This is a genomic window from Rhodoferax sp. OV413, from assembly GCF_900104385.1.
Lineage (GTDB): Bacteria > Pseudomonadota > Gammaproteobacteria > Burkholderiales > Burkholderiaceae_C > Rhodoferax_B.
This window is the reverse complement of record NZ_FNJA01000001.1, coordinates 703,967-716,107: the sequence shown is the minus strand read 5'-3', so window position 1 is coordinate 716,107 and position 12,141 is coordinate 703,967. Positions and strand designations below refer to the sequence as shown.

The window sequence follows — 12,141 nt, the reverse complement described above, 5'->3', positions numbered from 1 at the left end:
GCCTATGTCCTCAGTGCGCCAGCGACTCGGCGGGCAGCTCGTCCGGCCGGATCGCACCGGTCATGACGGCCACGGTGTCAGCCATGCTGATCTTCTGCGGATTCAATACGCAGCCGCGTTTGCCCAGGCGGGCCACGTGGATACGGTCGGCAATTTCGAATACATGCGGCATGTTGTGCGAGATCAGAATCACCGACAGACCTTTGTCGCGGACCCGGCGGATCAGGTCCAGCACCATATTGCCCTCCTTCACGCCCAGTGCGGCAGTGGGCTCGTCCATGATGACCACGTGCTGGGCAAAGGCTGCCGCCCGCGATACCGCCACGCACTGGCGCTGGCCGCCGGACAGGGTTTCGACCGCCTGCGTCATTGAGCGGATGCCGACCTTTAGATCGCGCATGCGGGAGATGCTCTCTTCCAGCATCTTCTTCTTGTCGAGCATGCGCAGCACGTTGCCTGCAAAGCCTTGGCGGCGGATTTCGCGGCCCAGGAACAGGTTTTCCGAGATCGACATGGCAGCGGCCACGGCCAGGTCCTGGTAAACGGTTTCAATGCCGGCCTGGCGCGCGTCCATCGGGCTCTTGAAGTGGATGGTCTTGCCGTCCAGCTGGATCTGGCCTTCATCCGGAATGGTGGCACCCGACAGGCATTTGATCAGCGAGGACTTGCCGGCACCGTTGTCCCCGATGACCGCCAGGATTTCCCCTTGGCGCAGCTCCAGGTCGGCGCCGTCGAGGGCAGTCACCTGGCCATAGCGTTTGACTAGGCCGGTGGCCCGCATCACGATTTTTTGATCGACAGACATTAACGGCCTCCTTTGCGCGACAACTGGTCAATTGCGACCGCCAGAATCACCAAGATACCGGTGATCAGCACCTGGTACACGGACTGCACACCCATCAGCGTCAGGCCGTTGCGCAGCACACCCACAATCACGGCGCCGACCAAGGTGCCCAGAATCACACCGCGGCCGCCAAACAGGCTGGTGCCGCCCAGCACCACGGCGGTGATGGCGTCCAGGTTTTCGGTCTGGCCGGCGTTCGGGTCGCCCACACCTGTGCGGGCTACCGACAGCAGCGAGGCAATGCCGTAGAAGATGCCGGCCAGCACATATACGCCGAGCAAGACGCGCTCGGTAGGGATACCGGTCAAGCGGGTGGCTTCGGGGTTGTTGCCCACGGCGTAGACATGGCGGCCGGCGGCGGTTTCGCGCAGATAAAACCATATGCCCAGGTACAGCATCAGCATCAGCACCGTGCCGTAGGCGATGGAGGTTCCACCGATCTGGAAGGTATTGCCCAGCACCGTCATCAGTGGTGGCACATCGGTCATGGTCTGGGCGTTGGAGTACAGCTGGGTAATGGCGAACGCAATGTTCAGCGTACCCAGGGTGACGATAAAAGGTGGCAGTTTGATGCGGGTCACCAGCAGGCCATTGAGCAGGCCGAACAAGGCGGTCACACCGATGCCGCAGAGGATGGCGATAGGAGCGGGCAGGCCGAAGTCAGCCGCCACCTTGGTCATGACGATGCCGCCCAAAGCCATCACCATGCCGCAAGACAGGTCGATACCGGCGGTCAGGATGATCAGGGTCTGGCCGATAGCGATGACACCCACCACCATGACCTGCTGCAAGATCAGCGAAAAATTGTTGGCCGACAGAAAACGTTCGTTCTGGCTGGCGAAGAAGGTGCACGCAATCAGCAGGGCGATGAAAGGCCCAAGGGTGCCGATGGGTGGTAGTTTTTCTTTGAGGCTGGACATGGCGGCCTTTGGTTGGGTTGGGAAAATAGGGTGCCAGAGCGTTTAATCACGTTCCCACCCGTGAAGGTGGGAACGGATCACCCCAGAGATACCGTGTAACTGGCTTAGCCAGGCCACTGGTATCGCCCCCTGCAAGGGGGTTGGCGAAAGACGCGAAGCGCTGCAGCCTGGGGGTGTTTACTTATTCCCCCAGCACAGGTCCATACCGACCTTGGTGTCCTTGCTGTCCACGCCCTTCTGTGGGTGGTCGGTGATCAGGGTCACGCCGGTATCGGTGTAGCCGGCCACTTTTTTACCGTCCTTGGCGAATGCCACGCCTGCGGCCACGCCCATGCTGGCCATCTTCAGTGGGTATTGCTGCGAGGTGGCGGCAATCATGCCGGCCTTGACGTTCTTCACGCCGGCGCAGCCACCGTCCACCGACACAATCATCACGCCTTTTTCCTTGCCGGCAGCCTTCAGCGCCTGGAATGCGCCAGCAGCAGCGGGTTCGTTGATGGTGTAGACCAGGTTGATATCAGGGTTCTTTTGCAAGCAGTTTTCCATCGCGGTCTGGCCCTTGGCCTGGTCGCCAAAGCTGTCGGCCATGCAGACGATTTCTGCCGTCTTGGACAGTTCATTGCTCTTGGCATCGGCAGCTGCCAGGCCAAAGCCGGACATGAAGCCGTTGTGGCGTTGCGCGCCCACGGGGTGGCCGGGGAACAGGTCCAACGTGGCGATCTTGGCAGGCTTGCCGGCCATGGCGGTCTTGGCGTATTGGCCAATCAGCACGCCGGCCTTGTAGTTGTCGGTAGCGAACAGTGCGTCCGTGCCTTCGATCGGGTCGGTCGGGCTGTCCAGGGCAATGAACATCACGCCTTGGGCCTGGGCCTTCTTGATGCTGGGCAAGATCGCCTTGGAATCATTGGGGGTGATCAGGATGGTCTTGGCACCGGCGGCAATCATGTTTTCGATGGCGGTGACCTGGCCTGCGTTGTCGCCGTCGGCCTTGCCGGCGGCGCTGATTAGCTTGGCGCCCAGCTTCTTGGCTTCGGCCTGTGCACCTTCTTTCATCTTGACGAAGAAGGGGTTGGTCTCGGTCTTGGTGATCAGGCCAATGACGGGCTCTGCAGCGTAGACGCTGCTGGCAGCAAAAGCGATGGCGGTCAAAACCAGGGAAGCGGTGGATTTCTTCATGTTGTCTCCGAAAGAGGAATGAACAAGGGTTCGGTGAGGGCAGGTGCCGTAGAAATGCGAAAGCTATTTCTGGGTGGCAGCGAACTATAGTTACTAAATCAATTTGTTTTAGTTATCGAAAACCCTAGGATCGGCCGCTGATCTTTGGAGAGATAGTTGCATTGCGTTACACAAATGGTGCGCAACTCGCTTTTTATGGCTCTTGCTCGGTGGAACTGGCTTGTTTCACCACGCGTCTGCAACTCCGAAGGAACAGCATGGTTTTCAAGATATCGCACCGCCTTTACCTCGCGGTAGGCCTGGCATTGGCCTTGCCCGCCTTGGTGCTGGCGGTCACTTTTGTGGTGGATGCGCGGAGCCGCGCCAGCTTCGACGAGGCTTTGAGTCGTGCCAAAGAGCGCCGTGAGATTGCGGGAGTTATGCGCGACGCGGTGTTTCGCCAGGGCTTGCAAGCCCGCAATATTGGCTTGCGCTCCGATGTAGACGAGATGAAGAAAGAAGTGCTGGCCCTGCGCGGCTGGCAAGAGCTGTACAAGAAAAACCTGGCCCGCTTCGCCCAGTTGGAGCCGACGGCAGAGGAGCAGGCGGATCTGGCGCGGGCCGTCAAGCTGGAGCAGGAAACCATCGAGCCTTTGCAGAAGGCCGAGGAGTACGCCTCCAACTTCCGGCCCGATACCGCGGCCACCATCCTGGTGACCAAGCTGGGCCCGCTGCAAGACCAATGGCTGGAGTCCATCAGCCACTTGGTGGCAATACAGGACGCCAATCTGGCGGCTGCGCTGTCCAGCAGCGATGCACAGCACCGCACCCTGGTGGGGGCAGCTGGCGTGGCCTTTGTGCTCACGTTTCTGCTGGCCGCAGCAGCAGCCTGGCATATCTCGCGCGGCATCGTCCGGCCCTTGGGCGATGCCGTGGGGATCGCGCGCCGGGTGGCGGCCGGCGACCTGACTGCGCAGATTGACGACCAGCGCGCCGATGAAGTCGGCCAGCTGCTGACCAGCCTGCGTGAGATGCAGTCCAGCCTGGTGCGGGTGGTGGCGAACGTGCGCTCGGGCTCGGACACCGTAGCCACGGCCAGTGCCGAAATCGCCCAGGGCAACGACGACCTCAGTGCGCGCACCGAAAGCCAGGCCAGCGCGCTGGAGCAAACCGCGGCTTCGATGGAAGAGCTGAGCTCGAACGTGCGGCAAAACGCCGACAGCTCGCGCCAGGCAAACGAGCTGGCCATGAGCGCATCCCGGGTCGCGGTCCGCGGCGGCGAAGCCGTCGGCCAGGTGGTCGAAACCATGAAGGGCATCAACGACAGCAGCAAGAAGATTGCCGACATCATCAGCGTGATCGACGGCATCGCCTTCCAGACGAATATTTTGGCGCTGAACGCGGCTGTTGAAGCCGCCCGCGCGGGTGAGCAAGGCCGCGGTTTCGCGGTGGTGGCCTCCGAGGTGCGCAGCCTGGCCGGCCGCTCTGCGGATGCCGCCAAGGAAATCAAGCACCTGATCCACACCAGCGTGGAGCGGGTGGCCCAGGGCACGGCCCAGGTCGACCAGGCGGGCGCCACCATGGCCGAGGTGGTGGACGCTATCCGCCGGGTCACCGGAATCATGGGCGAGATCAGTGCGGCCAGCAACGAGCAGTCTCTCGGCGTGGCCCAGGTCGGCGAGGCCGTCAACCAGATGGACCAGGCGACCCAGCAAAACGCTGCACTGGTGGAGCAGATGGCCGCGGCCGCCAACAGCCTGCGCATGCAGTCGGATGCGCTGGTGCAGGTGGTGGCGGTGTTCAAGCTGCGCGAAGGCGAGGGCGCCCATGGCGGCGCGCCGGCCCTGGGCTTCAGCGGCTGAAGCCGCCGGCCTTGGCCGGCAATAGACCGTGCAGGCGCCAAGGGCGTCGATGCAAGACCGTGGAAGCGTCGCCGAATCCCCTACACTTTGTGGCTCTTCTCTGTTCTTGCGTCGTTTGGGCTTACCGCCACGCTTCTTATGATCATCACCAGCCTGCTCGACACCGATCTCTACAAGTTCACGATGATGCAGGTCGTGCTGCACCAGTTCCCGGCCGCCCAGGTGCAGTACCGCTTCAAATGCCGCAACCCCGGGGTGAACCTGGCGCCCTTCGTGGCCGAGATCCGGGATGAAATCCGCTCGCTGTGTAGCCTGCGTTTCAGCGATGCCGAGCTGGGCTACCTGCGCTCCATGCGCTTCATCAAAAGCGACTTCGTCGACTTTCTGGGCCTGTTCCGGCTGAACGAAAAATACATCACCGTCACCCCCTTGCCGACCGGAGAGATCGACATCTCCATCCAGGGCCCGTGGCTGCACACCATTGCGTTCGAAATCCCCGTGCTGGCCATCATCAACGAGGTCTACTTCCGCAACACCCAGCCGGTGCCCGACTTCATCGAAGGACGCCGCCGGCTCGACGCCAAGATCCAGCAGCTGCGCGGCGACGGCCTGGCCGAACTCAAGATTGCCGACTATGGCACCCGCCGGCGTTTCAGCAAGGCCTGGCACGAAGAAGTGCTGCGGGTGCTGGTCGCCCGCCTGGGTGTGGGTGCAAAAGGGCAGTTTGCGGGCACCAGCAATGTGCTGTTTGCTATGAAATTAGGACTAACCCCGCTGGGCACCATGGCCCACGAATATCTGCAGGCCTGCCAGGCGCTAGGGCCGCGGCTGCGCGACAGCCAGGTGTTCGGCTTCGAGATGTGGGCCAAGGAATACCGCGGCGACCTGGGAATCGCGCTCAGCGATGTCTACGGCATGGACGCCTTCCTGCGCGACTTCGACATGTATTTCTGCAAGCTGTTCGACGGCGCGCGGCATGACAGTGGCGACCCGTTCGACTGGGGCGAGCGCCTGCTGGCCCACTACAAAAACAACCGCGTCGACCCTCTGACCAAGACCCTGATCTTCAGCGACGGCCTGACCGTGCCGCGCACCATCCAGCTGTACCAGCAGTTCCGCGGCCGTTGCCTGCTGGCCTTCGGCATAGGCACGAATCTGACCAACGATATGGGCGACCCGCCCGCGCATGTGCCGCTGCAGATCGTCATCAAGATGATCCACTGCAATGGCCAGCCGGTGGCCAAGCTGTCCGACTCGCCGGGCAAGAATATGTGCGAAGACGAAAAATACGTTGCCTACCTGCGCCAGGTTTTTGAAATCGAGACCCCTCCATGACCAAACCCCAGATCCTTGTTGCCCGCAAAATTTTCCCCGCCACCATCGCCTATCTCGAGCAGCACTTTGAAGTCGAGTCCAACCAGGACGACGCATCCTGGACCAAGGCCGAGCTGATCGCCCGCCTGCAGGGCAAGGTTGGCGCCTTCACCACCGGCAGCGAACGCATCGACGCAGAGCTGCTGGCCGCTTGCCCGGGCTTGCGCATCTGCGCCAACATGGCCGTGGGCTACAACAACTTCGACGTGGACGCGATGAGCGCGGCCGGCGTGCTGGCCACCAATGCGCCCGACGTGCTGACCGAAACCACCGCCGACTTCGGCTTTGCGCTGCTGATGGCCACGGCCCGTCGGGTCTGCGAGAGCGAGCATTTCCTGCGCGCCGGCCTGTGGAAGAAATGGAGCTACGACATGTTCGCCGGTGCCGAAGTGCATGGCAGCACCCTGGGCATCATCGGCATGGGCCGCATCGGCCAGGGCATCGCCAAGCGCGGCGCCCACGGCTTTGGCATGAACGTGATTTACCACAACCGCTCGCAGCTGGACGCCGCCACCGAGGCCGAATGCAAAGCCCGGTTTGTCTCCAAAGAAGAGCTGCTGAAGACCGCCGACCACGTCGTGCTGGTGGTGCCGTATTCGGCCGCCTCGCACCACACGATTGGTGCGGCCGAGCTGGCGCTGATGCAGCCCACCGCCACGCTGATCAACATCGCCCGCGGCGGCATCGTCGACGACGCAGCCCTGGCCGCGGCCTTGCGCGAAGGCCGCATCGCCGCAGCCGGTCTCGACGTATTCGAGGGCGAGCCCAAGGTGCATCCCGATCTGTTGACGGTGCCGAACGTGGTGCTGACCCCGCACATCGCCAGCGCCACCGTGGCCACGCGCACCGCCATGGCCCGGTTGGCGGCCGACAACCTGGTCGGGTTTTTAATAAAAAACAAGGCTCTGACGCCCATCAATGCTGCGCAGGTAGCTAGCAAATAAGTAGCATCCATGCGATTGACCGATTGGGGGTTGCTGGCGCTGGCGGTATTGAACCTGGCGCTGCTGCTGGCCTTGCTGCTGCGCAAGCCACCGGCTGCCGACAACGCCGCCATGGAGCGGCTGGAGCGCCTGGACCGGGAGTTGCGCGAATCTTCGCGGGCCGACCGGCAGGAGCTGGGCGGCACCTTGGCCACCTTCCAGCGCACCCTGGTGCAGCAAAGCGCCGAGGCCACGCGCACCCAGAACACCCAGATCGACGCGCTGGCCCAGCAACTGGCTGTGCTGCAGCGTTCGCTCAGCGATACCCTCAGCACCCAGCTGCAGGCCCTGGGCGAATCCAATGCCCGGCGCATGGGCGAGGTGCGCGCCACGCTGGAAGCCCAGCTGCTGCAGCTGCAGCAAAGCAATGCCGCCAAGCTCGACGAGATGCGCCAGACGGTGGACGAGAAGCTGCAGAACACCTTGGAGGCCCGCCTGGGCGAGAGCTTCAAGCAGGTGGCCGACCGGCTGGAGCAGGTACACAAAGGCCTGGGCGAAATGCAGTCCCTGGCCCAGGGTGTGGGCGACCTGCAGCGGGTGCTGACGAATGTCAAAACCCGCGGCATGTTTGGCGAGGTGCAGCTGGAAAACCTGCTGGAGCAGGTGCTGACGCCTGAGCAATACGGCAAACAGATAGAAACCAAGCCGCGCAGCAATCAGCGCGTCGACTTTGCGGTGCGCTTCCCGGGCCGCAGTGCCGACGGCGCGCCGGTCTGGCTGCCGATAGACGCCAAGTTCCCGCGCGATGACTACGAGCGCCTGCTGGACGCGCATGAGCGTAGCGACGCGTTGGCCGTAGAGGCCTCTGCCAAGGCCTTGGAGGCGCGCATTCGTGCCGAGGCCAAATCGATTGCCGAGAGCTACCTGGCGCCGCCGCACACCACCGACTTCGCCATCCTGTTCCTGCCCATCGAGAGCCTGTACGCCGAGGTGTTGCGGCGCCCCGGCCTGATGGACAGCCTGCAGCGCGACTACCGCGTGACCCTGGCCGGCCCGACCACCTTGCTGGCCATGCTGAACAGCTTGCACATGGGCTTTCGCACCCTGGCGCTGGAGCAGCAGGCATCCGAAGTCTGGAAGGTGCTGGGCGCGGTGAAGACTGAGTTCGAGCGCTACGGCGAGTGGGTGGCGCGCATCCGCGAACAGGTGCAAAAAGCCTCCGACACCTTGGACAAGGCCGATACCCGCACCCGCCAGATGCGCCGCGCGCTGAAGGTGGTCGAGGCGCTGCCCGATGCCGAGGCCCAGGCCTTGCTGCCGCTCACCGCAGAGAGCGACGAGGCATGAACCCAGCGTTGGCCCGACTGATCGCCGCGCAAATTTGCCTGCATGCCTGCATGACCGGCATCCGCCTGGCCGCGCCGCTGCTGGCGCTGAAGGCCGGCTTCAGCGGGCTGGCGGTGGGTTTTCTGCTGGCCTTGTTTGCCCTGACCCAGGTATTCCTGGCCTTGCCCGCCGGCCGCTATGCGGACCGCCATGGGCTGCGCAAGCCGGTGACCGGCAGCGTGGTGATGGCGGTGGTGGGGGCTGCGCTGGCGGCGGCTTTTCCTGTGTATCCGGTGCTGTGCCTGAGCGCGTTGCTGACTGGCGGCGCCACCGGGGTGGCGGTGATCGCGCTGCAGCGCCATGTGGGGCGCGCGGCCGAGGGCTCGACCCAGCTCAAGCAGATCTTCAGCTGGCTGGCGCTGGGGCCGGCGCTGTCTAACTTCATCGGTCCGTTCAGCGCCGGGCTGATGATCGACTATGCGGGTGCTGCGTCTGGCGATACATCGGGCTTTCGTGCAGCCTTTGCCTTGATGGCGGTGCTACCGATTGCAACCTGGCTGCTGGTCCGCCATGTGCAAGAGCTACCGCCCATCCACCCGGTGGCGGGCGCCGCCAAGCCCCGGGTCTGGGACCTGCTGGCTGACCCGGTGCTGCGCCGGCTGCTGCTGGTCAACTGGTTTCTGTCATCCTGCTGGGACGTGCATACCTTTGTCGTACCCATCCTGGGCCACGAGCGCGGCCTGAGTGCGTCCACTATAGGCTCCATCCTTGGCGCTTTTGCGATTGCCGCTGCCGTGGTGCGCATGGCCATGCCGCTGGTGGCTGAGCGGCTGCGCGAATGGGCTGTGATCACGGGCGCCATGTGGGCCACGGCGCTGCTGTTTGGCCTGTACCCGCTGCTGACGAGCGCAGCGACCATGGGTGTGTGCTCGATCTTCCTGGGCCTGGCGCTGGGCTCGGTGCAGCCGATGATCATGAGCACCTTGCACCAGATCACCCCCGAACACCGGCACGGCGAGGCGCTGGGCCTGCGGCTGATGAGCATCAACGCGTCTAGCGTGGTGATGCCCTTGCTGTTCGGCGTGGCCAGCGCCGCGGTGGGCGTGGCCGGCCTGTTCTGGGTGGTGGGGGCACTGGTCGGCGGCGGCTCGCGCGCCGCCTGGCTGCTCAAGAAGGCGTCTTTTACAGCTGATAAAACGCCTTGATGGCGTTCCAGGCTTCCTGCGGTGTGTCGACGTAGGTGAACAACTTGAGGTCGTTGGGCGAGATCGCGCCTTCTTCGATCAGCACGTCGAAATTCAGCAGGTTCTTCCAGTAGTCTGTGCCGTACAGGATGATGGGCACGGCCTTGGTCTTGCCGGTTTGGACCAGGGTTACCACTTCAAACAATTCGTCCAGCGTGCCGAAGCCGCCAGGGAAGGCCACCAGGGCTTTGGCGCGCATCATGAAATGCATCTTGCGCAGCGCAAAGTAGTGGAACTTGAAGTTCAGGCTGGGCGATACATAGCGGTTGCCGCTTTGCTCGTGGGGCAGGGCGATGCTCAGGCCTACGTTCAGCGCACCCATTTCATGGGCTCCGCGGTTGGCGGCTTCCATGATGCCGGGGCCGCCGCCGGTGCAGATGTAGAGGCGTTCGGCCGTCGGGCGGTCGGCGCTGTAGTTGGCTACCAGGCGGGCGAACAGGCGCGACTGGTCGTAAAAATGGGCATTGCGCATGCGGCGCTCGGCCACCTTCAGGGCGGCGGCATCACCGCTGGCCTGGGCTGCGGCCAGCTCGCGCTGGGCGTCCTCAGGGGCCGGGAAGCGGGCGCTACCGAAAACGACCACGGTGTTTTCAATACCCTGGGCTTGCTGGGCCAAATCGGGCTTGAGCATCTCCAGCTGGAAACGGATACCGCGGGTCTCGCGGCGCAGCAAAAACTCGGGGTCGGAGAAGGCCAGGCGGTAGGCGTCGGCATCCAGGGTCTGGCCGTTGGCGGAGTGGGCTTGCAAATCGGCCCAGGCCAGGGCGACGTTACGGTCGTTGAGTTTGTCGGTGTTTTCCATAGGTCCATTGTCTGCCTAAAACATGACGATTTGCGGTCGCGTGGGTGAGGAATTTGGGGTAAACCCTTAGTTGTCTTACTGTATTTCCCACACTTGTACTCCGGCGTCGCAAGACTACAGTGGTGTCTACCGCGTGCAAGCCTTTGGGCAACGCGGTTTTTTTGTCTCCACGACTTACGCAGCCCTCGGGCGCAGCGCTTTTGGCATGCTCTTCGGGGGCTGCGTAAGTCCTTCTCTCCCTCTGAAAGGCCAGCCATGCGAGCAGACGCATCCACTCCCAAAAAACCCTTCTACAAGTCTCTTTACCTGCAGGTGCTGGTGGCGGTCGCCCTCGGTATTGCGCTGGGGCATTTCCGCCCCGAGCTGGGTGCCGAGATGAAGCCTTTGGGCGACGGCTTCATCAAGCTGATCAAGATGCTGATTGCCCCCATCATCTTCTGTACCGTGGTGGTGGGTATCGCCGGCATGGAAGACATGAAGAAGGTCGGCAAGACCGGCGGCCTGGCGCTGCTGTACTTTGAAATCATGAGCACGCTGGCGCTGATCGTCGGCCTGGTGATGGTGAACCTGGTGCAGCCAGGCGCGAACATGAATGTCGACGCCTCCACCCTCGACACCAAGGGCATTGCCGCCTACACCGGCCCGGGCAAGATGGCCAGCACGACCGACTTTTTGCTCAATGTGATCCCCTCGTCGGTGGTGGACGCATTTGCCAAGGGCGAGATCCTGCAGGTGCTGCTGTTTGCCGTGCTGTTCGGCTTTGCGCTGCACAAGTTCGGCGGCCGCGGCACCCTGGTGTTTGACTTTATCGAGAAGTTCTCGCACGTCATGTTCGACATCGTCGGCGTGATCATGAAGGTGGCGCCCATCGGTGCCTTCGGCGCCATGGCCTTCACCATCGGCAAATACGGCATCAGCTCGCTGTTCTCGCTGGGCAAGCTGATGGGCACCTTCTACCTGACTTGCCTGATCTTCGTGCTGGTGATCCTGGGCATCGTCTCGCGGTTGCATGGCTTCAGCATCCTCAAGTTCATCAAGTACATCAAGGAAGAGCTGCTGATCGTGCTCGGCACCTCGTCCAGCGAATCGGTGCTGCCGCGCATGATGGAGAAGATGGAAAACCTGGGCGCCAAGAAGTCGGTGGTCGGCCTGGTGATCCCCACCGGCTACTCGTTCAACCTGGACGGCACCTCGATCTACCTGACCATGGCCGCGGTGTTCATCGCCCAGGCCACCAATACGCCTCTGGACATCTCGCACCAGATCACGCTGCTGCTGGTGCTGCTGCTGACCTCCAAGGGCGCGGCCGGCGTAACCGGCAGCGGCTTCATCGTGCTGGCCGCCACCTTGTCGGCGGTGGGCCATGTGCCGGTGGCCGGGCTGGCGCTGATCCTGGGCATCGACCGCTTCATGTCCGAAGCCCGTGCGCTGACCAACTTGATCGGCAACGGCGTGGCCACCCTGGTGGTTGCCAAGTGGACCGGTGACCTGGATACCGAGCGCCTGAATGCGGCGCTGAACAACGAGTCCTGGGTCGAAGCCAACGAACCCGAGGTGCTGCTCGACCAAAAGACCGCCAAGATGGGCAATACCGCATAGCCTTGTAAACTTAGATAAAAATAGGCTCTAGCGCATATTCCACCAGCGCTAGCAGCTATTTATTTGATAGTAGTTTGAAGCGCCATCGCAGC

General features: G+C 62.9%; 10 protein-coding genes. 6 read left to right on the top strand and 4 right to left on the bottom strand.

The features are described from left to right. Positions 1–10: 10 nt before the first annotated feature. The 3 genes from BLT66_RS03305 to BLT66_RS03295 form a co-directional block, all read right to left on the bottom strand. Complete coding sequence (locus BLT66_RS03305) at positions 11–805, bottom strand: ATP-binding cassette domain-containing protein (protein ID WP_092755690.1); 795 nt, start codon at positions 803–805, stop codon at positions 11–13. Continuing rightward, on the bottom strand, positions 805–1,764 hold the full coding sequence (locus BLT66_RS03300) for an ABC transporter permease (protein WP_092755689.1): 960 nt from the start codon (positions 1,762–1,764) through the stop codon (positions 805–807). Before BLT66_RS03300 ends, BLT66_RS03305 begins: the two co-directional genes overlap by 1 nt. 177 nt (positions 1,765–1,941) lie before the next feature. Continuing rightward, positions 1,942–2,940, bottom strand: a complete 999-nt coding sequence (locus BLT66_RS03295; RefSeq protein ID WP_092755687.1) for a sugar ABC transporter substrate-binding protein — start codon at positions 2,938–2,940, stop codon at positions 1,942–1,944. A gap of 257 nt (positions 2,941–3,197) precedes the next feature. Here BLT66_RS03295 and BLT66_RS27365 point away from each other — a divergent pair, with 257 nt between their 5' ends. From BLT66_RS27365 to BLT66_RS03270, 5 genes are all read left to right on the top strand, one after another. Then, positions 3,198–4,781: a methyl-accepting chemotaxis protein gene (locus BLT66_RS27365; protein WP_092755685.1), complete on the top strand. Its 1,584-nt coding sequence runs from the start codon at positions 3,198–3,200 to the stop codon at positions 4,779–4,781. 138 nt (positions 4,782–4,919) lie between these two features. After that, a complete protein-coding gene (gene pncB, locus BLT66_RS03285; protein WP_092755683.1) occupies positions 4,920–6,116 on the top strand; it encodes a nicotinate phosphoribosyltransferase in 1,197 nt (398 codons plus the stop codon). Beyond that, the gene (locus BLT66_RS03280) at positions 6,113–7,099 is read left to right on the top strand and encodes a 2-hydroxyacid dehydrogenase (protein ID WP_092755681.1); all 987 of its coding nucleotides are present in this window, start codon (positions 6,113–6,115) and stop codon (positions 7,097–7,099) included. The genes pncB and BLT66_RS03280 overlap by 4 nt, the downstream gene beginning before the upstream one ends. A gap of 9 nt (positions 7,100–7,108) precedes the next feature. Beyond that, positions 7,109–8,425, top strand: a complete 1,317-nt coding sequence (locus tag BLT66_RS03275) for a DNA recombination protein RmuC (RefSeq protein WP_092755679.1) — start codon at positions 7,109–7,111, stop codon at positions 8,423–8,425. Beyond that, positions 8,422–9,609, top strand: a complete 1,188-nt coding sequence (locus BLT66_RS03270) for an MFS transporter (RefSeq protein ID WP_092755677.1) — start codon at positions 8,422–8,424, stop codon at positions 9,607–9,609. Before BLT66_RS03275 ends, BLT66_RS03270 begins: the two co-directional genes overlap by 4 nt. Here BLT66_RS03270 and BLT66_RS03265 read toward each other — a convergent pair. Then, on the bottom strand, positions 9,587–10,450 hold the full coding sequence (locus BLT66_RS03265) for an LOG family protein (protein ID WP_092755675.1): 864 nt from the start codon (positions 10,448–10,450) through the stop codon (positions 9,587–9,589). The genes BLT66_RS03270 and BLT66_RS03265 overlap by 23 nt on opposite strands. Positions 10,451–10,705: 255 nt before the next feature. On the opposite strand from BLT66_RS03265, the gene BLT66_RS03260 reads away from it, so the two are divergent. Continuing rightward, positions 10,706–12,049: a dicarboxylate/amino acid:cation symporter gene (locus tag BLT66_RS03260; RefSeq protein ID WP_092755673.1), complete on the top strand. Its 1,344-nt coding sequence runs from the start codon at positions 10,706–10,708 to the stop codon at positions 12,047–12,049. Positions 12,050–12,141 lie beyond the last annotated feature (92 nt).

What these genes read in the sequence shown, in the direction of transcription:
- BLT66_RS03280 (WP_092755681.1), top strand. Translation starts at nt 6,113, where the DNA reads ATGACCAAACCCCAGATCCTTGTTGCCCGCAAAATTTTCCCCGCCACC.
- BLT66_RS03305 (WP_092755690.1), bottom strand. Translation starts at nt 805, where the DNA reads ATGTCTGTCGATCAAAAAATCGTGATGCGGGCCACCGGCCTAGTCAAA.
- BLT66_RS03270 (WP_092755677.1), top strand. Translation starts at nt 8,422, where the DNA reads ATGAACCCAGCGTTGGCCCGACTGATCGCCGCGCAAATTTGCCTGCAT.
- BLT66_RS03265 (WP_092755675.1), bottom strand. Translation starts at nt 10,450, where the DNA reads ATGGAAAACACCGACAAACTCAACGACCGTAACGTCGCCCTGGCCTGG.
- pncB (WP_092755683.1), top strand. Translation starts at nt 4,920, where the DNA reads ATGATCATCACCAGCCTGCTCGACACCGATCTCTACAAGTTCACGATG.
- BLT66_RS03275 (WP_092755679.1), top strand. Translation starts at nt 7,109, where the DNA reads ATGCGATTGACCGATTGGGGGTTGCTGGCGCTGGCGGTATTGAACCTG.
- BLT66_RS27365 (WP_092755685.1), top strand. Translation starts at nt 3,198, where the DNA reads ATGGTTTTCAAGATATCGCACCGCCTTTACCTCGCGGTAGGCCTGGCA.
- BLT66_RS03300 (WP_092755689.1), bottom strand. Translation starts at nt 1,764, where the DNA reads ATGTCCAGCCTCAAAGAAAAACTACCACCCATCGGCACCCTTGGGCCT.
- BLT66_RS03260 (WP_092755673.1), top strand. Translation starts at nt 10,706, where the DNA reads ATGCGAGCAGACGCATCCACTCCCAAAAAACCCTTCTACAAGTCTCTT.
- BLT66_RS03295 (WP_092755687.1), bottom strand. Translation starts at nt 2,940, where the DNA reads ATGAAGAAATCCACCGCTTCCCTGGTTTTGACCGCCATCGCTTTTGCT.